The organism is Enterobacter oligotrophicus, from assembly GCF_009176645.1.
Lineage (GTDB): Bacteria > Pseudomonadota > Gammaproteobacteria > Enterobacterales > Enterobacteriaceae > Enterobacter > Enterobacter oligotrophicus.
The window spans coordinates 372,313-394,965 of record NZ_AP019007.1 but is presented as its reverse complement, the minus strand read 5'-3'; the positions used below and the strand labels follow the sequence as shown (position 1 = coordinate 394,965).

21 protein-coding genes and 1 pseudogene are annotated in these 22,653 nt (G+C 52.0%); 12 read left to right on the top strand and 10 right to left on the bottom strand.

The features are described from left to right. Positions 1-4: 4 nt before the first annotated feature. Genes tssF through EoCCA6_RS01880 form a run of 6 tightly spaced genes read left to right on the top strand, consistent with a single transcriptional unit; the run spans position 5 to position 5,678 of the window. On the top strand, positions 5-1,768 hold the full coding sequence (gene tssF, locus EoCCA6_RS01905) for a type VI secretion system baseplate subunit TssF (RefSeq protein WP_152081229.1): 1,764 nt from the start codon (positions 5-7) through the stop codon (positions 1,766-1,768). Then, entirely contained in the window at positions 1,768-2,823 is a 1,056-nt protein-coding gene (tssG, locus tag EoCCA6_RS01900) for a type VI secretion system baseplate subunit TssG (RefSeq protein WP_152084379.1), read from the top strand. Before tssF ends, tssG begins: the two co-directional genes overlap by 1 nt. Next, positions 2,804-3,340, top strand: coding sequence for a type VI secretion system lipoprotein TssJ (gene tssJ / locus EoCCA6_RS01895; RefSeq protein WP_174779592.1), 537 nt, complete (start codon positions 2,804-2,806; stop codon positions 3,338-3,340). The genes tssG and tssJ overlap by 20 nt, the downstream gene beginning before the upstream one ends. A gap of 2 nt (positions 3,341-3,342) precedes the next feature. After that, the gene (gene tssE, locus EoCCA6_RS01890) at positions 3,343-3,786 is read left to right on the top strand and encodes a type VI secretion system baseplate subunit TssE (protein ID WP_152081227.1); all 444 of its coding nucleotides are present in this window, start codon (positions 3,343-3,345) and stop codon (positions 3,784-3,786) included. A gap of 25 nt (positions 3,787-3,811) precedes the next feature. After that, a complete protein-coding gene (locus EoCCA6_RS01885) occupies positions 3,812-5,140 on the top strand; it encodes a VasL domain-containing protein (protein ID WP_152081226.1) in 1,329 nt (442 codons plus the stop codon). A 58-nt stretch (positions 5,141-5,198) separates the two neighbouring features. Beyond that, positions 5,199-5,678 carry a hypothetical protein gene (locus EoCCA6_RS01880; RefSeq protein WP_152081225.1) on the top strand — a complete coding sequence of 160 codons (480 nt, stop codon included), beginning with the start codon at positions 5,199-5,201 and terminating at the stop codon, positions 5,676-5,678. A gap of 88 nt (positions 5,679-5,766) precedes the next feature. Here EoCCA6_RS01880 and EoCCA6_RS01875 read toward each other — a convergent pair whose 3' ends face one another. From EoCCA6_RS01875 to EoCCA6_RS01865, 3 genes are all read right to left on the bottom strand, one after another. After that, the gene (locus EoCCA6_RS01875; protein WP_152084378.1) at positions 5,767-5,907 is read right to left on the bottom strand and encodes an Ecr family regulatory small membrane protein; all 141 of its coding nucleotides are present in this window, start codon (positions 5,905-5,907) and stop codon (positions 5,767-5,769) included. Between the two features lie 74 nt (positions 5,908-5,981). Continuing rightward, positions 5,982-7,214: a sensor domain-containing diguanylate cyclase gene (locus EoCCA6_RS01870; protein ID WP_152081224.1), complete on the bottom strand. Its 1,233-nt coding sequence runs from the start codon at positions 7,212-7,214 to the stop codon at positions 5,982-5,984. Between the two features lie 91 nt (positions 7,215-7,305). Then, positions 7,306-9,435: a putative bifunctional diguanylate cyclase/phosphodiesterase gene (locus EoCCA6_RS01865; RefSeq protein ID WP_152081223.1), complete on the bottom strand. Its 2,130-nt coding sequence runs from the start codon at positions 9,433-9,435 to the stop codon at positions 7,306-7,308. A gap of 458 nt (positions 9,436-9,893) precedes the next feature. Between EoCCA6_RS01865 and EoCCA6_RS01860 the strand changes: the two genes are divergently transcribed. From EoCCA6_RS01860 to dbpA, 4 genes are all read left to right on the top strand, one after another. Then, on the top strand, positions 9,894-11,048 hold the full coding sequence (locus EoCCA6_RS01860) for a methyl-accepting chemotaxis protein (protein WP_152081222.1): 1,155 nt from the start codon (positions 9,894-9,896) through the stop codon (positions 11,046-11,048). Positions 11,049-11,156: 108 nt separating this feature from the next. Further along, positions 11,157-12,140: a zinc transporter ZntB gene (gene zntB / locus EoCCA6_RS01855; protein WP_152081221.1), complete on the top strand. Its 984-nt coding sequence runs from the start codon at positions 11,157-11,159 to the stop codon at positions 12,138-12,140. 274 nt (positions 12,141-12,414) lie between these two features. Next, positions 12,415-12,567, top strand: a complete 153-nt coding sequence (gene ynaL / locus EoCCA6_RS21510; RefSeq protein ID WP_167515520.1) for a proline-rich small protein YnaL — start codon at positions 12,415-12,417, stop codon at positions 12,565-12,567. Positions 12,568-12,624: 57 nt separating this feature from the next. Continuing rightward, positions 12,625-13,998, top strand: a complete 1,374-nt coding sequence (gene dbpA, locus EoCCA6_RS01850; RefSeq protein ID WP_152081220.1) for an ATP-dependent RNA helicase DbpA — start codon at positions 12,625-12,627, stop codon at positions 13,996-13,998. A gap of 43 nt (positions 13,999-14,041) precedes the next feature. Here dbpA and ttcA read toward each other — a convergent pair whose 3' ends face one another. Then, the gene (gene ttcA / locus EoCCA6_RS01845) at positions 14,042-14,977 is read right to left on the bottom strand and encodes a tRNA 2-thiocytidine(32) synthetase TtcA (protein WP_152081219.1); all 936 of its coding nucleotides are present in this window, start codon (positions 14,975-14,977) and stop codon (positions 14,042-14,044) included. Positions 14,978-15,131: 154 nt separating this feature from the next. Between ttcA and EoCCA6_RS01840 the strand changes: the two genes are divergently transcribed. Then, the gene (locus tag EoCCA6_RS01840; RefSeq protein WP_152081218.1) at positions 15,132-15,329 is read left to right on the top strand and encodes a hypothetical protein; all 198 of its coding nucleotides are present in this window, start codon (positions 15,132-15,134) and stop codon (positions 15,327-15,329) included. 3 nt (positions 15,330-15,332) lie between these two features. Continuing rightward, positions 15,333-15,749, top strand: a complete 417-nt coding sequence (locus EoCCA6_RS01835) for a GFA family protein (RefSeq protein ID WP_152081217.1) — start codon at positions 15,333-15,335, stop codon at positions 15,747-15,749. A gap of 9 nt (positions 15,750-15,758) precedes the next feature. On the opposite strand, the gene EoCCA6_RS01830 is transcribed toward EoCCA6_RS01835, so the two are convergent. The 6 genes and pseudogenes from EoCCA6_RS01830 to EoCCA6_RS01805 all read right to left on the bottom strand — a co-directional run bounded on the left by EoCCA6_RS01830 (position 15,759) and on the right by EoCCA6_RS01805 (position 22,370). Next, entirely contained in the window at positions 15,759-15,971 is a 213-nt protein-coding gene (locus tag EoCCA6_RS01830) for a KTSC domain-containing protein (protein ID WP_152081216.1), read from the bottom strand. Positions 15,972-16,108: 137 nt separating this feature from the next. After that, a complete protein-coding gene (gene ompC / locus EoCCA6_RS01825) occupies positions 16,109-17,218 on the bottom strand; it encodes a porin OmpC (RefSeq protein WP_152081215.1) in 1,110 nt (369 codons plus the stop codon). A 389-nt stretch (positions 17,219-17,607) separates the two neighbouring features. Then, on the bottom strand, positions 17,608-21,132 hold the full coding sequence (gene nifJ / locus EoCCA6_RS01820) for a pyruvate:ferredoxin (flavodoxin) oxidoreductase (protein ID WP_152081214.1): 3,525 nt from the start codon (positions 21,130-21,132) through the stop codon (positions 17,608-17,610). Between the two features lie 89 nt (positions 21,133-21,221). Beyond that, positions 21,222-21,422, bottom strand: a pseudogene (locus EoCCA6_RS21620) (hypothetical protein); the annotation flags it as partial. A 134-nt stretch (positions 21,423-21,556) separates the two neighbouring features. Next, the gene (locus EoCCA6_RS01810; protein WP_152081213.1) at positions 21,557-22,009 is read right to left on the bottom strand and encodes a DUF3828 domain-containing protein; all 453 of its coding nucleotides are present in this window, start codon (positions 22,007-22,009) and stop codon (positions 21,557-21,559) included. Position 22,010: 1 nt separating this feature from the next. Next, entirely contained in the window at positions 22,011-22,370 is a 360-nt protein-coding gene (locus EoCCA6_RS01805; protein ID WP_152081212.1) for a CHAP domain-containing protein, read from the bottom strand. Positions 22,371-22,653 lie beyond the last annotated feature (283 nt).

Sequence of the window (22,653 nt, the reverse complement as noted above, 5' to 3'; positions counted from 1 at the left end):
ATAAATGGACGATTTAACCCTGCGTTATTTTGACGCTGAAATGCGCTACCTGCGCGAGGCGGCAAAGGAATTCGCACAGACGCACCCCGACCGGGCGGCAATGCTGGATCTGGACAAGGCTGGTACACCGGACCCGTATGTTGAACGCCTGTTTGAAGGTTTTGCCTTTTCTATGGGCCGCCTGCGCGAAAAGATTGATGACGACCTGCCGGAACTGACTGAAGGGCTGGTCAGTATGCTGTGGCCGCACTACCTGCGCACCATTCCGTCGCTGTCGGTGGTGGCGTTCAGCCCGGACGTGCCAGCGATGAAAATGGGTGAAGTGGTGTCTGCCGGGCTGGAAGTGATGTCCCGTCCGGTGGGATCAAAAAATACTGTCTGTCGCTACCGCACCACCTGTGACGTGATGCTGAACCCCCTGGCGGTGACGGAGGTGGTGATGGCGACAGAGCCAGACGGGCGTTCGGCCCTGCGGATACGGTTTACCTGCAGCCCTCAGGCTGACTGGACCCAGTCTGACCTTAGTCATTTGCCACTGTACCTCGGGGAGGACACCGTCACAGGCTGCGCCCTGCACCTGTGGCTGACAAAACGCCAGACCGCTCTGTACTTGCGTCTGCCGGGGCAGAGTGAGCGGATAAGGCTCGACGGTTACTTTTCGCCGGGCGGCTTTGGTGAGGAGGACCGCCTGTGGCCGAAAGGCGACAGTGCCTTCAGTGGTTACCAGTTGTTGCTGGAGTATTTCACCTTCCGTGAAAAATTTATGTTTGTGAATCTTAATGGTCTGGAAAACATCACGCTGCCGGCGGGGACGATGCATTTCGATATTGAGGTGGTGTTCAGCCGGGTGTGGCAGAGCGATTTGCCGGTAACCAGCGACGCCCTGCGACTGCACTGCGTGCCAGTCATTAACCTGTTTACTCTGGAAGCTGATCCACTGACCATCAGCGGGCTGGAGAGTGAATACCTGCTGCGCCCGAAGCGACTACAAGATGGGCATACCGAGATTTATTCCGTAGACAGTGTCACCGGCTCCGGGCGAACCGGGGATGCGCGCTACGTACCATTCACCAGTTTCCGCCATCAGGGTGGCATGATGCGCCGCCACGCGCCAGAGCGCTATTACCACACCCGTGTGAAGCGGGGCGTTACCGGTATGCACGACACCTGGCTGATTCTCGGCGGTGAGCGGTGGGAAGCTGACCGGGAAATTGCGCGGGAAACCGTCTCGTTACGTATCACTGGCACCAATGGACAATTGCCGCGCCGGGCGCTGCAGAGCACGCTGCTGGACCGCTGTGAACAGATATCCGAAACCCCACTCACCGTCCGCAATCTGTGCAAGCCGACTCTGCCAGCGTATCCGCCGGCGGAAGACCGTTTTCACTGGCGGGTCATGAGCCATCTCGGCACCCGCTTTCTGAATATGATGAGTAGTGCGGAGGTACTGCGCGGAACGCTGTCACTTTATAACTGGCGGGAGGACGAAATGAATAATCGTCGTCTGGACGCCATCCTGGACGTAAGACACCACCGCGTCCAGCGTTTTGAAGATGGTTTTCTGTTGCGCGGGCTTGATGTTGAGGTGACGCTCGACAGCAGTGGTTTTACCGGCGAAGGCGATATCCATCTGTTTGGAGAAATGCTTAACCGATTTTTTGCGCTGTATGCCGATATGAACCAGTTTAACCAGCTCACGCTGATTGTTCAGCCAGAAGGAAAGTGTATCCGGTGGAAAGAGAATCACAGTCAGCGCCTGCCGGGCTGATGATGCGACTACGGCATCAGTTGCCGTATATGAACTTTTATCGTTTTTGCTGGCTGCTGGAGCAAAGCCAGCTGGATTCGCCGGTTCCTGGTAGCGACTGGCGGGTGCGTCAGGAGCCTGTGCGTTTTCGTCCTCATCCTGGTATGGGATTCCCGGCCAGTGAAATCCGGGGGCTGACGGACCCGGAACCGGAACATGCGCATCTGCCGCCGTCGGTTGATATCACTTTTATGGGGTTGTACGGCGTTGAATCGCCGCTGCCGACGCACTATATCGACGATATCGCACAACAGCGGGAGGGGGTTGAGGCCACTCGCGATTTTCTCGATATCTTCAACCATAGGCTGATAGCCCAGTATTATCGTATCTGGCGCAAATATTCGTACCCGGCGACATTTCAGGCTGGTGGAACGGATAACACCTCTCAGTATCTGCTTGGACTGGCAGGGCTGGGGATTCCGGGATGTGCAGCCACGGCGGGTACGCCATTGTCCCGTTTCCTGGCGCTGTTGCCAGTAATGCTGCTGCCGGGGCGCACGGCGGAAGGGATGCATGCACTGGTACAATTATTGGCACCGGATACGAGTGCTGACGTGTACCATCATGACCGCTGTCGTATTCCGTTGAAAAACCAGGTAGCCATGAACTCACAGCGATCGGTTAGCCTGAAACACCGTCCCGTCATGGGAACACACGGTACAGATGTCAACGGCCAGGTGCTGTTGAAACTGACGACCGATAATCCAGACGACGTTCGTGGCTGGCTGCCTGGCGGTGAACTACACGGTGATCTGATGGCGCTGCTGCATGTTTACCTGGGATCAAATCTGGACGTGCGGTTGCAATTGTGCGTGGCGAGATACTTGCTGCCCGATGCTCAGCTTGTGTGCAGTGAAAACCTTGCCGTGCAACTCGGGCGCACGGCGGTGCTGCGACCACTTAACCCGCAACAAAACAGAAATGACATTATCACCATTCATCTGGGCCGTTTTCAGCGCGTTCAGGAAAATATTCACCGAAGGGAGAGCGATGAAGATGGCGATTACCGCTGGTAACACTTCCGCCACACTGCTGGCATTAACCCTCGCCACGGCCTTAACCGGTTGTGGCCTGACGCAGACTGTAAAAGATGGGACCATCTCAGTGACAAAGTCCATCTTTTATAAACAGGTGAAAACCCTACATCTGGACATCCGGGCACGCGAGGGCATCAATAACAACGCGAAAGGGGCATCGCTGTCGACAGTAGTACGTATTTACCAGCTTAAGGACCGTAAGGCATTCGACAGCACCGATTACCCGTCGTTATTTGCTGACGACAGCCAGGCCATTAAAGCGGATCTTGTCGCAGAAAGGGATATCCGGCTGCGGCCTGGAGAATCAGTGACGCTGGATATACCGCTGGAAGAAGCAGCGCAGTACGTGGCGGTGGCGGGCATGTTTATGGCACCGGACCAGGCCAATGACACCTGGCGTATTGTCCTGTCCCGAGACGACCTCGACCCGGATACAGCGCGTGTCATCGAAGCCAGTAATAACCGCCTGGTGTTGCTACCGCTGAAGGAGAACTGATAATGCCGCGTCCTTCTCTGTATGAAACGCTGTATGGAAACTTCTCCGGCGGGCTCGAACTGCATCATGTCAGCGAAGAAAACCAGGTGATTTTATCGGTGCTGGATAACATGCAGCGCATTCTCAACTGCCGCGCTGGTACGCTGGCGCATCTGCCGGACTACGGTCTGCCGGATATGACCAAAATTCTTCAGGGGATGCCCGGCACTGCGCACCAGCTTATCACCACGCTTTCAGCGGTGCTGCTAAAGTACGAACCGCGGCTGAGCAAAATCATGGTGGTAATGCTGGAGCAGACGCAACCAGGTGAACTGCGCTACGCCATCGACGCGGAACTCAAGGGCATCGGACTGGTGCGCTATGGCACCGAGTTTATGCCTGAAGGCCGGGTGCTTATCCGCCATCTGAAACAGCAGCAGTACCTGGACGCACGCGCCGCAATCTAGTGATTAACTTTTGGCTGAAACCATCATGACGACACAGACTGAACGTCACCTTAACACCGGCGGCGACCCGCGCACGCTTGCGGATTATGCCGCTCTCCGCGATGAAATGAACAAACTGACGCATCCGGCACGCCCGGATGTGGACTGGCATCATGCGGAAACGCTCTGCCTGACCCTGTTTGAGCACAACGGCGTTGAGCTACAGACCGCCGCCTGGTACACGCTGGCTCGCACGCATCTGGCCGGGCTGTACGGTATGAATGAGGGGCTGGCGATACTGGAGGTGCTGATCTCCAGACAGTGGGGGAATCTCTGGCCGCAGCCGGTTCATGCGCGCATAGAAATCCTCAGCGCGCTGAGCAAACGGCTACAGCAGGTGATGCGCACCCTGGCGCTGACGTATGCCGACCTCAGCCAGCTGTACCAGGCGGAAGCACATCTGAACGCGCTGGGGGAGGTATTACAGCGTCTGGAGCTAAAACACGCCAGCCAGCTTGATGCCCTGCGTACTCAGATGCACAACGCAGCGGTGCGGCTGGAAAATAGCGACAACACGGGCGTTACTTTGTCGTGCAAAGAGACTCCCTCTGCGAATACCAGTCTGACCGCGCTGGCAGAACCCGTTAAACGGGTTTATGTCGTGCAGTCAGAGCCGCAATCCGATGCGACCGAGATGACTGGAACCACGGTATCCGTGAAACCCTTTTCTGCCGGAATGATGACTATGCTGGTCCTGGCCGGAGCGGCAGTATGGGGATGGCAGGCGGTGCATCAACCTGATCCCGCGCAGGTGCAATTTACTGCTTCGCTCACTCCGTTACCCACTGTACTTTCAAATGAACAGTTACAGTCGCTTCGACAGAAGTCTCCTTCCCCTGAGGAGGGCATTAAACACACACAGCAGCAGTTAGCACAGCTTTCTCAGCTAAAACCGGACTGGGCAGTCAGCTATGGCGACAGTCTGGTACAGCAGGCACTGATACTGTGGCCGGAGCAGGCAAAACCGCTGGCGCAGCGTTGGCAACAGCAGATGACGGCCACCGCGCTTTCGCCTGAAAGTCTGAATGGCTGGTATCAGGGGATGCAGCAACTGCAGCAGTTGACGAACCGGCTTAATGCGCTGGATGAGCAGAAGGGCAAGTACATAACCGTGAGCGAACTGAAATCAGCGGTTTTTGCCATGACGCAGTCATTTAACAGTACCGTTCCGCTGGAAGAACAGTTGCGCCAGTTATCCGCTATCCCGGAAGAGCAGATTAAGAGCGCAGTCCAGCAAAAGCAGGCAGAACAGCATCTGCAGCAACTGATTGCCCGCTATGCGCTCCTGAAACAAAAAATGCCGGAACAAGAGTAATCAGTTTAGGAAATATCGCGCCATAAACGTCGATTTGAGAGAAAACAGGGACGACGACATGTCAGCCAGAGAACGATTTTTTAAAAAAGTACAGCAAAACACTGAGATCATACCGCCCGGTAAAAAAACAGCTGAAGCCGAAATAAGGGCATTTTGCCAGCGGATGGATGATCTGGCTCAGCAAATTACCGAGTGGTTTGCCCATTCGGGTATTGAGGTAGTTTTAGCCACTAAACATATCCATGATCTGAGCACGATCGGCTTCAGCCTCAGTAGCGGTATATGTCGCTATAACATCACCACTATCCGCTTACAGAATGGTGAGCGGAGCGTCAGCATTATTCCTGAACAGCTCTGCCGTGACGGAGAGGTGGGTTATGTGAAGATGTGCGTTGAGGCCTGCGGTATCTGCCAGGTGTTTTATCTGAGCATGGCACCGGAAAAGGGTTGGTTTATCCGTCGTGAGCATCAGGACACAAAAGAGAATATTCTCATGACGGAAAATCTCTTCTTCCAGGCTGTCGACAGGCTGGCCTGAATGTATACCGCCTTCGTCAGAAATAAAAATCCCAAAAGAGTACGGGCGAAATAAATTTTTTTGATTCGCTAACCGCCATAAACGTACGTTATGGAACCTCGATTGTGGGGTAGAGACTATTTTCAAAATACTCCACGACGAGCCATATTTCGCCACTGAAGATAAACCACAAGCCAAATATGATAAGGCTCAAAATAATTAAGATGAGTATTATTTCTGTTTTTCCCATCGCAGACTCTACCCACCTGAAGTTTGTCTCATTTAGGTGGGCATTGTAGCGAGGCTTCACTTATTACTCCAGTTTCATGCTGCCAGCACTTTGTTTCGGCCATCATTTTTGGCGCGATAAAGCGCATCATCCACGCGTTTAAACAGGTCATCAATGCTTTCCCCCTGATTATGCCGCGCAACGCCGATGCTGACAGTGAAACGAGGCAGGCCGGGGATCGTAATATGCGCCACGGCAACGCGAATGGTTTCCGCAATCTGCATTGCGTTCTCAAGCGTGGTGCGTGGCAGCAGGAGCACAAATTCTTCACCGCCCCAGCGGAACACAAAATCATCTTTGCGGCTGCAGGCTTCCAGAGTACGGGAAAGGGAGATAAGCACTTCATCACCCTTGAGGTGCCCAAAGACGTCATTAATCTCTTTGAAATGATCGGTATCTACCAGCAGCAGGCTAAATTGCTGTTGTGCGGGAAGATGCGAGGGGGTGATTTGTTCAGTGATACTGTAAAACTGGCGGCGATTCAACAGGCCAGTCATGGAATCGCGCAAGGCAGCGTGTTCCAGTTCCTGCTCCAGCCGCTTCTGTTCCGTAATATCATGAATGATGCACAGCATTAGCTTATCGCCGTAGATCTCAATCGGTCCGGCATAGGTCTGGACGTGACGCGTTGTGCCGTCGGCAAGTCGATGCACAAAGTTAAGCGGTTTATGACCTCCCGGAAGGCTGGCGATTTCAGTCATGACGGGCAGGATATCGCGGCCCAGCGTATTAATTTCCCAGGTATGTTTGCGGCACATCTCCTCGTGGGCGTAGCCGTAAAAATGAAGCGCGGCAAGATTTGCATCAACGATTTGACCGTCCCTGGCGGGATCGATCAACAGCATGGGGGCGCTGTTAGTAAGGAAAAAGCGTGCGTAGAATCCCTGTTTTTTACGCTGGTAGGTAGCTGAACGACTGGCCTTAAGCCCTGCGTTGACCTGCGGTGAGAGGCCTTCAAAAACAATCACTTCTCCATGCGGTTCTGCACAGGTAAGCGTCAGGCGGCAACTTAGCGTGGTTTCCTGTTTATCACGCCATACCGTCCAGATTTCAATGATTTCCTGAGTAGCTTTAAGATCGGGAACGTACATAGTGAGCAGGGTTTGTGCTTTTGCGGAATACATACCACTGCGCATATCGTCCAGTGTTTTATCGCGCATCACCTCTGTTGCGGCTGCATTGGCAAATATAATATTTTCCGAAACCGGAGATACCAGCCACACGGGCGTTTTAATGAAGTTAAGCGCATCAAAGCAATATTGCGGCATAGGGAATTCCTGTACATCAGCACGGTGTACTTGCGATCACGACGGAATAGACTCGCGTGGACTCCTTTGAAACATACCTTACTTAATCACTTCAGGCATGATTTTTTTGTGAAATAATGGTGGGTTCCGTGTGAATTTTACCGATTGGTATAATCTGCTTATCAGAGTGCTTTTGTAATAACAGCCAGGGAACCTGTTCGGCAGGCAACGGACGAGAGAATAAAAATCCCTGTAAATAATCACACCCCAGATTCACCAGCATAGCCTGCTGCTCCTCAGTTTCAATACCTTCTGCGACGACACTCATCTCCATTGTTCGGGCGATATTTATTATTGTTTCTACCAATTTTCTGCTTTTTTCATTTTCCAGCATTGAGCATACAAAACTTTTGTCGATTTTAAGTTCTCTGGCAGGAAGGACGCTCAGCATCAGCAGGTTGGAATAGCCGGTTCCAAAATCATCTATTGAGACGGTGATCCCAGCCTGGTTGAAGGCATTGAGCAATTCGATGCTTCGATCGAGATTCTTAAGAGCCGTACTTTCAGTCACCTCCAGGATCAGCCGGGATGGTGCCAGATTATATTTTTGCAGCATCGAAGAGACGACCTGGAATATATCCTGTTGCTCGAACTGTACGGGAGACAGGTTGAATGACAGTGTCCACTGGCTGAAACCTTGTTCCGTCCAGAAGTTTAATTGTCGGCATGCAGCCTCTATGGCCCAGTTTCCGACCGAAATGATTAAACCGGTTTGCTCCAGTGAAGGTAAAAACAGACCAGGAAGCAAGACGCCCTGTACGGGATGACGCCAGCGCAGCAGTGCTTCAAACCCATGAATGGTATTCTGTTCAGCAAGATAGGTTGGCTGATACCACAGTTCAAATTGATCGCGCTCAAGTGCCTGAGAAAGCTCCTGTAAAAAGGCTGGCTCAGCAGGCACTGCGGTGGACATTTCAGGGCGATAAACAGCCCAGCCGTTACGGCCTTCCAGCTTAACATGATGCATGGCCGCATCTGCTTTAAGTTTGAGCTCATGCAGCGTTTCACCATGAAGGGGGAAGAGGCTAACGCCCGCACTGCATGTGATGTTCAACGCGTGCCCACAAATTGAGAGCGGTCGGCGTAAATCATCCAGCAATCCAGAAAGAAGAATATTCAGCTTCTCGTCATCGCATTCCGGAGCCAGCAGAATAAACGCATCGGCACCCAATCGCGCGAGGGTCATCTCATGGGTTAATCTTGATGTAATGCGCTGTGCAATGTGTATCAACAGTTCATCACCAACGTGGTGACCCCAGGTGTCATTAACGCGTTTAAAATGATCAACATCGAGAAAAATAACCGCAAATTGCTTTTTATTAAGCAACGCACTGTGCAGACAATCCTGCAGGCGAAGATCCATCTGATGACGATTGGCGAGGCCGGTAAGCGCATCGAAGCGCGCCTGCAGTTCAAGCTGTCGGTTGAGTTGATGCAAATTATCGGTTAACCGACTGGTGCGCCAGTGAGAGTCCACCAGCGAAATGATAAGCATGATACCAAGCAGAGATAACGTCGTGACGGATACCCAGATCGATAATCCCTGCTCGCTGATGCCGCCCGATAAGGTGTATTCCATTTCGTGGAAATGAGCGGCACTCATGCCGGTATAATGCATTGCGCAAATGGCTGCTCCCATTACAAGAGCCGCCGCGATGCGGTTGATAAACACGCCTTTACGTTTATCCCGCAGGTGGAATGCCAGCCAGAGTGCGACGCCAGAGGCGATAATGGCAATGAGCACTGACAGTATCACCTTTTGCCGATCCCAGATGATGCTGCCTTCAGGCATCAACGCGGCCATGCCCACATAATGCATGGAGAGCACGCCAGCGCTGAGGATCAGCGTAGAAAAGATCAGGCGAAAGGGAGAGAGCGATTTGCCGTGGACGGCGATATTAATCGCCAGCGTTGCGGCAAGCACCGCGACACCCAACGAGGCGAGGGTGAGCCAGAGGTGATAACTCATGATCATCGGCATTTTCATCGACAGCATGCCAATAAAATGCATCGCCCAGATCCCGATTCCCAGCGTTACGCCACCCGTAATTCGCCAGAATGTCGCCGTTTTACGGCTGGATAGCGGGATTTTACCCGCACTGTCTAATGCTACAAATGAGGCGATAAACGCCACCAGATAAGAGATGGCTATTAAAACTGGGTCCCACGATACGTTAAGCATTATGCAATCCCACGCCAATAAAGGTTACGGAGTGTGTCTTCCGGATAGGTCTTGTATCTGTCTGTGACATGCTCGCTCAGGCAATATTAGTAATTGATCGTGAAAAATGAGCACTCATATTAAAAATAATCGTTTAACAGAGAGTATAAAATATATCCTCTTTGAAAAATGATTAAGCATCGCTAAACAAAGAAATGAATTTGCAGCAATACTCCTTAAATATGAGAGAGAGCATATTGTACTACCACAGCAAATGTTATCGCTTCAGGAGGGTATAAACCAGTCCGGCAGCATGGTGGCTTCAACATTTCCTGTAATACCATGCTTTATCTCATCCTAAGCTAAATCATCACAATCTAACTGCAAAGCGAGAAAGCTGCGTGGATCGTGAGGACAAAATTCGTGGTGGGTGCTATAAACGATCATGCCGACTAAAATATAAAGTTGTGGGAATAATCATGCTAAGAAATATGAGTGTCAGAACTTTCATTTTCTATTTTCTTGTATGTGTTTTTTTGATAAACGATGGGGCCATGACGTTATTCGCAGGGAGTATGTCACTTTTTATCACTGTGAATATCATACAATTCGTTGCATTATTTTTGCTTTGGGTCTACATGACAAAATATCTTGTGACGCCGATCAATACTGTGAAAAAAAGTATTGAAGAAGTGACATCGGGTAATCTTGCCGTATCGATCCCTGAGTTTGGCAATAACTGTGCAGGGCGCTTAATTCCTGGAATTAATAGTTTATCAAGTAATATCGCAACGCTGGTGCGTGAAATCCGGGCTTCGTCACAAACCGCTATGACCTTATCTGAGCAACTTTCTTCTCGCAGCGCGCAGCTTTCCGTGAAAACAGAGCAGCAGTCTGCTTCGTTGATCCAGACGGCTGCCAGCATGGAACAGATGGCGGCGAGCACGAGAAATAATGCAGATAATACGCGTCTCGCCAGCGAACAGGCGAACGCCGCGACACTGCAGGCGCGTAAAGGGGGCGAGCTGATGGGACAGGTTGCCAACAATATGCAATCCATTACCGAATGCGCCCAGCAAATGACGGAGATTATCACTCTTATTGATGGCATCGCATTCCAGACCAATATTCTGGCCCTGAATGCGGCTGTCGAAGCGGCCAGAGCCGGAGATCACGGTAAAGGGTTTTCAGTGGTGGCGGGGGAAGTCCGGAGCCTTGCGCACCGCAGCGCTGAGGCGGCAAAAAACATTAAGGCGCTGATTGATGTAACCAGTAACAACGTGACACAGGGCGTGACTGTCGTCTCGGAAGCCGAAAAAAACATGCATGAGATAGTGGCAGGATCAAGCAATGTCAGCAGACTGATGGACGATATTTCCGCATCGACGTCAGAGCAGGAAAAAGGGATTTCGCAAATCACGCAGGCGTTATCTGAGCTGGAACGTGTGACGCAGAGCAATGTTGCCATGGCGGAAGAACTTAACGGCTCCTCCGACGTTCTGCGCAATCAGGTGATTGAATTGCAAACCCGAACCCGAAATTTCCGGCTGGATAACGGCTACCAGCCTGGCGATGCCTCACCGCAGACACACCGGCCACCGCTGTTTTCACCGCGGCCAGGACATTCACATTAACCTGTGTACAATTCCTGAGCTAATTCAGCGTGATGCCCTACATATTTATTGCTTAACCCTGGACGAAAGCTAGACTGACAGCGAAAGCAATAAAAAGGTGGAGGCGTTGTGGAAAGCATTAAAGGGTCTGAAATTAACGTTCCTGACGCGGTTTTTGCGTGGGTTTTTGACGGCCGGGGTGGCGCACGGCCGCTGGAAGATAATGATGACATTGACCGTGAACATCCCTGCTGGCTGCATCTGAACTATACGCATCCGGATAGCGCCCAGTGGCTGGCAACGACCCCGCTATTGCCTAACAACATTCGTGATGCGCTGGCGGGTGAAAGCCTGCGGCCAAGAGTCAGCAGAATGGGTGAGGGTACGCTGATTACGCTGCGCTGCATTAACGGCAGCACGGATGAACGCCCGGACCAGTTGGTTGCGATGCGTCTCTATATGGATGAACGCATGATTGTCTCCACACGTCAGCGTAAGGTGCTGGCGCTTGATGACGTGGTGAATGATTTGAAAGAGGGCACCGGCCCGACGGATTGCGGAAGCTGGCTGGTGGATGTTTGTGATGCTCTGACCGATCACGCCAGTGAGTTTATTGAAGAGTTGCACGATAAAATTATTGATCTCGAAGATAATTTGCTCGATCAGCAGATCCCGCCTCGAGGTTTTCTGGCGTTGTTGCGTAAACAGTTAATTGTGATGCGTCGTTATATGACTCCACAGCGGGATGTGTATGCGCGGCTGGCCAGCGAACGCCTGAGCTGGATGAACGATGACCAGCGCCGCAGAATGCAGGATATTGCCGACAGGCTCGGACGTGGCCTTGATGAGATAGATTCCTGTATTGCCAGAACGGCAGTAATGGCGGATGAAATCGCGCAGGTGATGCAGGAGTCGCTGGCCAGAAGAACGTATACGATGTCGCTGATGGCAATGGTATTTTTACCCAGTACATTTTTAACCGGTCTGTTTGGCGTAAATCTGGGGGGAATACCTGGTGGGGAATACCATTATGGTTTCACCGCTTTTTGCGTCATGTTAGTGGTTTTGATTGGGGGTGTTGCGTGGTGGTTGCATCGTAGTAAATGGCTGTAAATTTACGTTTTTTTGACGCATTCTGTGCATCAAAACGTGATTTTAATTGAGCGAAGTCAATAAACATCTACCCCGTAAGGTGCAATATTACTCCCGCAGGTGAATGCAACGTCAAGCGATGGGCGTTGCGCTCCATATTGTCTTACTTCCTTTTTTGAATTACTGCATAGCACAATTGATTCGTACGACGCCGACTAAATAGTCGGCTTTTTTTTGCCTCCGGTTTCTCAGCGTCTACCCTAAAAGAGTCCACACAAAAAACCTGGAGGAGAAGATGAGCCTGCTACTGACGCTGCAATACCTTAACACACGCCAGTCCGACCCGGTGCCAACCGATCCGACACCGGTGCCAGACCCAATCCCCCGTCCGCAGCCGATGCCGGACCCGCCGCCAGATGAAGAGCCGATTAAATTGTCGCATCGTTAGCGGAGATCTGCGAGGATACGCGCCATCTGACTGCGTTAATGACCACGAGAGTATATTGTGACCGCTTTTTCTACCCTGAACGTTCTGCCCGCCGCCCAGCTCGATAACCTTAATGAGCTGGGTTACCTCACCATGACACCTGTCCAGGCGGCAGCGCTGCCCGCTATTCTTGAAGGCCGTGATGTGCGCGTGCAGGCAAAAACCGGCAGTGGGAAAACGGCCGCATTTGGTCTTGGTTTGTTGCAGCATATCGATGCCACACTGTTTCAGACGCAGTCTCTGATCCTGTGTCCGACGCGCGAACTGGCCGATCAGGTTGCGGGCGAATTGCGTCGACTGGCGCGTTTTCTACCAAACACGAAAATTTTAACTCTGTGTGGTGGGCAACCGTTCGGCGCGCAGCGCGACTCTTTGCAGCATGCACCGCACATTCTCGTGGCAACGCCTGGCCGTTTGCTTGATCACCTGCAAAAAGGCACGGTTTCACTCGATGCTCTGCAAACGCTGGTGATGGACGAAGCCGACCGCATGCTCGATATGGGCTTTAGCGACGCCATTGATGAGGTTATCCGCTTCGCTCCGGCTAATCGCCAGACGCTGCTGTTCTCTGCAACCTGGCCTGAAACGATTGCGGCTATCAGCGGTCGCGTTCAGCGCAATCCGCTGACGATTGAAATTGACACCGTAGACGCGTTGCCCGCTATTGAACAACAGTTTTTTGAAACGTCGCAGCAGGGCAAAATCCCGTTGCTGCAAAAATTATTAAGCCAGCACCAGCCCGCTTCCTGTGTGGTGTTCTGCAATACTAAAAAAGATTGTCAGTCCGTGTGCGATGCCCTTAACGCTGCCGGACAGAGTGCGTTATCCCTTCATGGCGACCTGGAACAGCGCGATCGCGATCAGACGCTGGTGCGTTTTGCCAACGGTAGTGCGCGGGTGCTGGTGGCGACCGATGTCGCTGCGCGTGGTCTGGACATCAAATCGCTGGAGCTTGTGGTTAACTTCGAGCTGGCCTGGGACCCGGAAGTACACGTCCACCGTATTGGGCGTACCGCACGCGCCGGCAACAGCGGCCTCGCGATCAGCTTCTGTGCGCCGGAAGAGGCGCAGCGTGCCAATATTCTCTCTGAGATGCTGCAACTCAAGCTGAACTGGGTGAATGCACCCGGCAATGTCAGCATCGTTCCGCTGGACGCTGAGATGGTCACGCTTTGTATCGACGGTGGTAAAAAAGCCAAAATGCGTCCGGGCGATGTACTGGGGGCGTTGACCGGGGATATTGGTCTGGATGGAGCCGATATCGGAAAAATTGCGGTTCACCCTTCACATGTCTATGTGGCGGTCCGCCAGTCGGTTGCGCATAAAGCCTGGAAGCAACTGCAGAATGGTAAAATTAAAGGGAAGACCTGCCGGGTTCGGCTTCTGAAGTAGGCATAAAAACGCGTCTCAGAAACAGGTTCTGAGACGCTAAAATTTACTTCACTTCGACGACATTCAGACGCAGCTCATCGAATTGTGCGTCTTCTTCTTCCGGCTGCCAGCCTGCTGGCTGCATTGGGATCTCTTCACGGTCAAATGCCAGATCGCCGCCATTCACCACTTCAGAATCGTGGTTGATGCCTTTAAAGTCGAACAGCTCAACATCCGCCAGATGTGAAGGTACAACGTTCTGCATCGCGCTGAACATTGTTTCGATCCGGCCCGGATAGCGTTTATCCCAGTCACGCAGCATGTCGCCGATCACCTGACGTTGCAGGTTTGGCTGTGAGCCACACAGGTTACATGGGATGATCGGGAATGCTTTGGCCTGAGAAAAACGCTCAATGTCTTTTTCGCGGCAGTAGGCCAGTGGGCGGATGACGATATGTTTGCCATCGTCGCTCATGAGCTTCGGTGGCATTCCCTTCATTTTTCCGCCGTAGAACATATTCAGAAACAGCGTTTGCAGGATGTCGTCACGGTGGTGACCGAGTGCAATTTTGGTTGCACCCAGTTCAGTTGCGGTACGATACAGAATGCCACGGCGCAGGCGAGAGCAGAGTGAGCAGGTGGTTTTCCCCTCCGGGATCTTCTCTTTCACGATACCGTAGGTATTCTCTTCTACGATTTTGTACTCGACGCCCAGATTTTCCAGGTACTCCGGCAGAATATGCTCAGGGAAACCCGGTTGTTTCTGGTCAAGGTTGACCGCCACCAGAGAAAAATTCACCGGTGCGCTTTGCTGAAGATTGCGCAGGATCTCCAGCATGGTATAGCTGTCTTTACCACCTGACAGGCAAACCATGATGCGATCGCCTTCTTCAATCATATTAAAATCTGCAATGGCTTCACCCACGTTACGGCGAAGTCGCTTTTGCAGTTTATTCAGGTTGTATTGTTCTTTCTTGTTAATCTCTTGATTTTGCGACATTTATAATTTACTCAAATCTCAAATGGGGCACCGGCAGGGCAAGAATGACCATCAAGGCACCAACTTCGCATTATGGTACGGATTGCGGCGGCGAATACCAGCACGTTTTACAGTACTCCTGCTAATCTTTTTAGGGGTATGAGGGAGCATTAACATGAAGAATAAAGACGAACAAACAGGATTAGTGGGGCTGGCGATTGGTGCTGCGGTCATCGGGCTGGTCTCTGCACAGAAGCACATCAGTCGTGAAAGTATTGTTGCTGAACTGGTCAGACTCGGGAGGCAGAAAGGCGATGGCATCGAGGATGAGGTTTTTGTTAAAGCGGCTGAACTGGTGAGAAAAGGGGTATGAACGATGGCAGAAAAACGTAATGCGCAATGTCATTGTGGGGCGGTGACGTTCACCGTGGAGCTGACGGACGGTTTTAATACCGCGCGTCGCTGTAGCTGTTCTTATTGTCGGATGCGCGGAGCCATTGCGGTCTCCGCACCGTTGTCGGGGATCATCGTCACGAAAGGCGAAGATAAACTCACCGAGTATCGTTTTAACACGGGTACTGCGCGGCACTTTTTCTGCTCGGTCTGCGGTATTTATACATTTCATCAGAGACGTTCCAACCCAAATCAGTATGGTGTCAACGTCGCGTGTTTCGAAAATGTCTCACCCTTCGATTTTGCTGACGTGGTGGTGATGGATGGCGTTAACCACCCCATGGACGGGGACAGTGGCGTGTTGGGCTATCTTTCATTTCGTAAAGAAAAGGGGGATTAACGGATGACGTCACCGCACCCTGATCTCCTTAAACTTGCCCTTCACGACACCATCATAGAAGCGGCCTTTTGAGACGACACTCAAAAAATCAGAAAATATGCGGGCCGGAACGCGCTGATACTGCAACGTGGTACGGTCGCGAAAGCGAACCTCAAGCGTGGCGCTTTGTTCATCATAGGCGATGGAGGCAATACGTGAAGATTTGACAGGATGATGAACCATGGCGATGCCCCTTACCGCTTGTGACAGAAGGTAATCATCTTACAGGAGGGTTCAATTGTGCAAGTTGAAAGTATTATGACGTGTGCAGTGTAAAGTATAAAAAGAGTTAGCCCGCAAAAATATGCGGGCTATGCAAATCAGAACTGATAAACCAGACCTAACGCTACAATATCATCAGTACCGATGCCATTGTTTTTGTAGAACTGGTCGTCTTCGTCCAGCAGGTTGATTTTATAATCAACATAGGTGGACATGTTTTTGTTGAAATAGTAAGTTGCGCCAACATCAGCATATTTAACCAGATCCTGATCGTCCTGGCCTTTGCCCAGGTCTTTACCTTTTGACTGCAGGTAAGAAATCGCCGGACGCAGACCGAAATCGAACTGGTATTGCGCGGTAACTTCAAAGTTCTGGGTTTTGTTTGCAACGGCATTCTCATTATTACCGTATGGCGTCATATTGCGGGTTTCTGAATACATTGCTGCCAGATAAATATTATTGGCGTCGTATTTCAGACCAGCAGTCCAGGCATCCGCTTTGTCGCCGCCTGCGGTAGTGTTGGTGACCTGGTCATTGGTACGGTCAGAAGAGGCATACGCGGCACCCGCGCTGAAGCCCATACCGAAATCGTAGGTGGTAGAGATACCGAAGCCGTCACCGTTCTCGTGGCGAGTGTCACGACCGTTGTTCGTCCCTTCCTGGTTGTTGTTCGCCTCTTCGTTATTACCCTGGTACTGCAGCGCAAAGTTCAGACCCTGCACCAGACCATAAAAATCAGTATTGCGGTAGGTTGCCACGCCGTTTGCACGGTTGGTCATAAAGTTATCGGCTTTGCTGTAGGAGTCGCCACCGAACTCAGGCAGCATATCGGTCCAGCCTTCAACGTCGTACAGTACGCCGTAGTTACGACCGTAATCAAATGAACCGTAGTCGCCTACTTTCACCCCGGCAAACGCCAGACGCGTCCAGGACTGGTTTTCAGAGCCTTCGGTGTTGTTGGCCTGAATGTTGTATTCCCACTGTGCGTAACCGGTCATCATGTCATTGATCTGGGTTTCACCTTTGAAGCCCAGACGCATATAAGTTTGATCGCCATCGGCACCTTTATCATCAGAGAAGTAGTGCAGACCATCTACTTTTCCGTACAGATCCAGTTTGTTGCCATCCTTGTTATAAATTTCAGCTGCATGTGCTGCGCCAGCCATTAACAGAGCGGGGATAACCATTGCCAGTACTTTTCTTTGCATTTGTTTATTCCTTTGCAATTGTTTTTATTTATTAACTACGTGAACTTTCCAGTGTGGAAAGATGTCCCATGCTAAATCACTCCCGCTAAAGAGTAATAAAATATAATTGTTACGAATTAAGTAAAATCTAAACCGGATTATACGCAGGAAATGATGATTGATAGGGTGAATGTTTTATTGAGAATTATATGAAATAAAAATTATTAATTCCGCGCCAAAACAGGTAACCTTTGCGCTGTTATATGCCTTTAAGATTTCTTCATCCATAATTCGCGTGAATATGATTTACTTTGTTAATTGATATTCATTGATAATCTGGATTAGCCCGATGTGAATACATCGGGCTTTTTTTTATGGCAAAAATGCCCGGACAAGCCGGGCAGTGGATATCATTCGCTGGTCGATTTTTCCGCTTTACCGGCCAGCTGCGCCAGAAAGTCATAACGCTTTTGCAGGTCGGCTGCCGCATCTTTCCACAACTGTTCTGCCACCTCAGGCTGCTGAGCGTTGAGACGACGGAAGCGTTGCTCCTGCATCAACGTCTCGGCAAGCGCATCTGACGGCGGACGTGAATCCAGCGCAAGCGGCAATTTTCCTTCATCCGCACGACGTGGATCGAACCGGTAGAGAGGCCAGAAGCCGGTGGCGGTCAACTGACGCATCTGATCGTGGCTGAGGGCCAGGTCATAGCCGTGCTCCTCGCAAGGGCTGTAGGCGATGATCAGCGACGGGCCAGGATACGCCTCTGCTTCCTGAATCGCTTTCACCGTCTGGTTGAGCTGTGCCCCCAGTGAAATCTGAGCGACATACACGTGTCCATACATCATCATGCTGACACCGAGATCTTTACGTGCCTTGCGTTTACCGTGTTCACCAAATTTGGTGACAGCACCTAAAGGTGTCGCTTTCGATGCCTGGCCGCCCGTATTGGAATAACACTGCGTATCCAGCACCAGAATATTGACGTTTTCGGTCAGGCTCAGTACGTGATCCAGCCCGCCGAAACCAATATCGTAGGCCCAGCCATCACCCCCAATCAGCCAGATGGATTTCTCGACCAGCGCGTCGGCGTCTCTCAGCAACTGTTCTGCACCGTCAACGCCCTGAAGGGCATTGCGCAGTTCAGCCACTTGCTCACGGCGAACATCCGGTGTTGCCTCTGCATGCAGCGCGTCATTCAGTTCAGCCGGGATCTTATCGACAAACTGTTCAAGAAGGCGCATCACGCGCGCGCGATGCTGATCGACGGTCAGGCGGAAGCCCAGGCCAAACTCGGCATTATCTTCAAACAGCGAATTAGCCCACGCCGGACCGCGCCCGTTGGCGTCCGTCGTATAAGGGGTTGAAGGAAGATTACCGCCGTAAATAGACGAACAACCGGTCGCGTTCGCAATCAGCATACGGTCGCCGTAAAGCTGCGTCAGCAGTTTAATATACGGCGTTTCGCCACAGCCGGAGCAGGCACCAGAGTATTCAAACAGCGGCGTAATCAACTGTGATGTACGAATATCAATACGCTCCAGCTTGCTGCGGTCGATTTCCGGCAGGTTCAGGAAAAAGTCATAATTCACTTTCTCTTCTTCGACATGCTCCAGACGCGACATCATATTGATGGCTTTGATTTCCGGGTTCTGGCGATCCTTCGCCGGGCAGACTTCAACACACAGATTACAGCCGGTACAGTCCTCTGGCGCGACCTGCAGAACATATTTCTGGCCGCGCATATCGCGGGATTTCACATCCAGTGAGTGCAGGCTGGCCGGTGCCGCTTCCATCTCTTCCGGCGAAACCACTTTGGCACGAATAGCCGAGTGCGGACAGGCCGCCACGCAGTGGTTGCACTGGGTACACAGCTCTTCTTTCCAGATGGGGATCGCTTCGGCGATGTTGCGTTTTTCCCAACGGGTCGTGCCCATTGGCCAGGTGCCGTCCGGCGGCAGCGCAGAGACGGGCAGGGCGTCACCCAGTCCGGCGAGCATGGCTGCTGTAACGGTTTTAACGAAATCAGGTGCCGCATCAGAAACGACAGGAGGACGGTTCGGGCTGGCGGCGTTAACCGGCTGCAGCGGAACGTTGAACAGGGATTCGCGAGCCAGCGCCAGCGCCTGCCAGTTACGCTCGACCAACTCCTGGCCTTTGCTGCTGTAGCTTTTTGCAATGGCACCCTGCAATTCCATTTGCGCGCTGTCGCCCGGCAGAATATTGGTCAGATGGAAGAAAGCCATCTGCATAACGGTATTGATACGCGCCGCCAGGCCACATTCACGGGCAATCTTCGCGGCATTGATCACAAAGAACCGTGCTTGTTTCTGGTTCAGCACCGCCTGTACTTCCTGCGGTAGCCGCGCCCACACTTCATCTGCACTGTATGGTGTGTTAAGCAGGAAAATACCACCAGGCTTCAGGCGCTCTGCCATCTGGTATTTATCGATAAACTGCAGCTGGTGACAGCCAACGAAATCCGCCTGTGAAATAAGATAGGCTGAGCGGATAGGCTGCTCGCTGACGCGCAGATGGGAAACGGTCAGTCCGCCTGCTTTTTTGGAGTCATAGACGAAGTAACCCTGCGCATACCACGGCGTTGAGTTCCCGATGATCTTGATATTGTTCTTGGTTGCCGAGACGCTGCCGTCGCTGCCTAAACCATAGAAGAGCGCTTCTAGTTTTGCGTTCGATGGCAGGGTATTTTCCGGCAGGGCCAGGGAAAGATGGGTGACGTCATCATAAATGCCGACCGTAAAACGCGGCTTCGGTTTTGCTGCACTCAGCTCGTTAAATACGGCCAGCACGCAGTCCGGGCCGAATTCTTTAGAGGACAAACCATAGCGCCCGCCAATGACACGCGGCAGCGTTTCGCGCTCGCCGTTATTGAACGCTTCCGCCAGGGCGGTCATCACGTCCAGATAGAGCGGCTCGGCGTGAGCGCCTGGCTCTTTGGTACGATCGAGTACCGCCACGGTGCGCGCGCTTTCCGGCAGGGCAGAGAGTAAGTGCTTTGCGGAGAAGGGGCGGTAGAGACGGACTTTAAGCACGCCTACTTTTTCCCCGCGCGTCAGAAGTGCATCCACGACTTCCTCACAGGTGCCGATCGCGGAGCCCATCAGCACGATGACGCGCTCCGCCTGCGGATGACCGTAATATTCAAACGGCTTATATTCCCGGCCCGTCGCCGCCGCAAAATCGTTCATCGCCTGTTCGACGTGGTCATAAACCGCGTTATACCACGGGTTTGTCGCCTCGCGGGACTGGAAGTAGGTGTCAGGGTTAGCTGAGGTCCCGCGGATCACCGGGTGCTCCGGATTCAGCGCGCGGGCGCGATGGGCATCGATGTCCGCCTGTGGCAGCAAGTTCAGAAGGGTGTCGTCTGCCAGCGGAACGATTTTATTGATCTCGTGAGAGGTGCGGAAACCATCAAAGAAATGAATAAACGGTACGCGACTCTTAAGGGTTGCGATGTGCGAAATCAGCGCGAAGTCTTGTGCTTCCTGTACGCTGCTGGCGCAGAGCATGGCGCAACCGGTCTGGCGCACGGCCATCACGTCGGAATGATCGCCAAAAATGGAGAGGGCGTGCGTGGCTACGGTACGGGCAGCAACGTGCAAAACAAAGGGCGTTAACTGACCTGCCAGTTTGTAGAGCGTCGGGATCATCAACAGTAATCCCTGAGAAGAGGTAAACGACGTTGATAATGCGCCAGTCTGCAGCGCGCCATGCACAGCGGCGATCGCCCCGGCCTCCGACTGCATTTCAACGACGCGGGGGACATCGCCCCAGACGTTTTTAAGCCCGTTCCCGGCCCAGGCATCTGCCTGTTCAGCCATCGTGGAACTTGGCGTGATCGGGTAGATGGCGATAACTTCGCTGGTACGAAACGCGACAGACGCGACCGCACCATTACCGTCAATAGTTTGCATAGGACAACACCCTTACATTGCGCAAAAAAGAGGGACCCGTGAAACGGCGACGAGCCCTGATAATTATTCCCTTATTATAGGACGCGCCCCTATTCCATTGAAGTTATAAGGCTTTCGAGTGCACAAATTGATCCAGGGGGCAGAGCCGCAGGCAAGTTTTGGTTGATGATATCCACCTGATTTTTACCCATTTCTCCGATCCACTTGCTGTAGACCGCATAAATCATTTTCGCGGTTGCATGGCCCATCTGACCTGCAATAAACGATGGGTTCGCCCCGGCAGTGAGCGATCAGTAAACCGCGCACAGGCATGCTGGCGATTCAAAAAGGTTGATGACGTGCTGGAGCGATTTATAGCCGCACTTAAGGGTGCCCGATTCGGCAGGGAGATTATTGCATCAGTATCCCTGTCATATCACTGTTTTCATTCGGTGCTCAGGTTGTCCATTATTTCCGCTCCCGCAACGGATTGTATTTTCCAGACCTCATCTTCTTTAACCATGCAGTCAATCACGGTGTGATCTCGTTTCTTGCCAAAAGAGATATACACCTGCACGCACGCGGCATCGTAATCGAGCGCACGGGCACTGACGGTGCCCCAGTCATCTTCATAGCCCTGGGACTTTATGAACATATCGGCGTCGGGTGCGTCATATTCATTAGGGTCAAGTTTATCCATGGCTCTTAGCTTGCTGATTGTCCCGCGGGTTACATAACGGCTTAACGCGGCATAATCTGTGAGGGGTTCTTTACCGCTCATTATCTGCGAAATGTACCACCGGTTGAACTTCAATGCGGCGGTTGCTTCTGGGGGGAATTTCTGCGCTGCAGAGGCAAGTGATGGCAGGAGCAGGGCTGTCAGGAGTATTTTTTTCATGTCAGTTGTGCCTGTATATCGCATATGCCGGTTTAACTGCTCTGTACTCCGGCCCCGGATACATTGTCCGCTGAACAAAATCAGAGTACCAGACACCGTTTCCACCATATATGCAAGCGTGCCCATAGGGATGATGGGCGGTGGCCTGAATAACTGCCACGTCACCTTCGATAGGTTCGCCGTAAGCCTGGTGAAAGCCAGCCAGAATCAAATTACTTTCCATGTCTTTCGCGTAATGCGTGTTATGTAAATTCGCACCGCCAGCGCGAATGGCATTAGATACAAACTCAGCACATCTTTTCTGACTATGCTGGCCAGCGTGATGTCTGGCGAACACAACAGCTTTATGAGCACTCCACATGATGCTTCCCTTATAAATATGATTAGTAAGGGAAACATTACGCCGATTAGGTACGCGTTTTTGTAATGAATAGTGACCTGGGATTAACCACTATCTGTATGATTGATAATGATTAAGTGATCATTTGCAGTGATGATAATTTGAGGGTAGGGGAATGTCAGGCACCATTCTCCGGAACTGAACGGCGCGGGCTGTAAGGTATGTGTCCGGCTACGATCCATTCATCGTTAATCCACTTCGTGACCTGCTGCGGGTTAACTTCAATGTTCGCTTTTGTCTCCTG

Coding starts and splice junctions, on each gene's coding strand:
- tssF (WP_152081229.1), top strand. CDS start 5: ATGGACGATTTAACCCTGCGTTATTTTGACGCTGAAATGCGCTACCTG.
- tssG (WP_152084379.1), top strand. CDS start 1,768: ATGATGCGACTACGGCATCAGTTGCCGTATATGAACTTTTATCGTTTT.
- tssJ (WP_174779592.1), top strand. CDS start 2,804: ATGGCGATTACCGCTGGTAACACTTCCGCCACACTGCTGGCATTAACC.
- tssE (WP_152081227.1), top strand. CDS start 3,343: ATGCCGCGTCCTTCTCTGTATGAAACGCTGTATGGAAACTTCTCCGGC.
- EoCCA6_RS01885 (WP_152081226.1), top strand. CDS start 3,812: ATGACGACACAGACTGAACGTCACCTTAACACCGGCGGCGACCCGCGC.
- EoCCA6_RS01880 (WP_152081225.1), top strand. CDS start 5,199: ATGTCAGCCAGAGAACGATTTTTTAAAAAAGTACAGCAAAACACTGAG.
- EoCCA6_RS01875 (WP_152084378.1), bottom strand. CDS start 5,907: ATGGGAAAAACAGAAATAATACTCATCTTAATTATTTTGAGCCTTATC.
- EoCCA6_RS01870 (WP_152081224.1), bottom strand. CDS start 7,214: ATGCCGCAATATTGCTTTGATGCGCTTAACTTCATTAAAACGCCCGTG.
- EoCCA6_RS01865 (WP_152081223.1), bottom strand. CDS start 9,435: ATGCTTAACGTATCGTGGGACCCAGTTTTAATAGCCATCTCTTATCTG.
- EoCCA6_RS01860 (WP_152081222.1), top strand. CDS start 9,894: ATGCTAAGAAATATGAGTGTCAGAACTTTCATTTTCTATTTTCTTGTA.
- ynaL (WP_167515520.1), top strand. CDS start 12,415: ATGAGCCTGCTACTGACGCTGCAATACCTTAACACACGCCAGTCCGAC.
- ttcA (WP_152081219.1), bottom strand. CDS start 14,977: ATGTCGCAAAATCAAGAGATTAACAAGAAAGAACAATACAACCTGAAT.
- EoCCA6_RS01840 (WP_152081218.1), top strand. CDS start 15,132: ATGAAGAATAAAGACGAACAAACAGGATTAGTGGGGCTGGCGATTGGT.
- EoCCA6_RS01835 (WP_152081217.1), top strand. CDS start 15,333: ATGGCAGAAAAACGTAATGCGCAATGTCATTGTGGGGCGGTGACGTTC.
- EoCCA6_RS01830 (WP_152081216.1), bottom strand. CDS start 15,971: ATGGTTCATCATCCTGTCAAATCTTCACGTATTGCCTCCATCGCCTAT.
- ompC (WP_152081215.1), bottom strand. CDS start 17,218: ATGCAAAGAAAAGTACTGGCAATGGTTATCCCCGCTCTGTTAATGGCT.
- nifJ (WP_152081214.1), bottom strand. CDS start 21,132: ATGCAAACTATTGACGGTAATGGTGCGGTCGCGTCTGTCGCGTTTCGT.
- EoCCA6_RS01810 (WP_152081213.1), bottom strand. CDS start 22,009: ATGAAAAAAATACTCCTGACAGCCCTGCTCCTGCCATCACTTGCCTCT.
- EoCCA6_RS01805 (WP_152081212.1), bottom strand. CDS start 22,370: ATGTGGAGTGCTCATAAAGCTGTTGTGTTCGCCAGACATCACGCTGGC.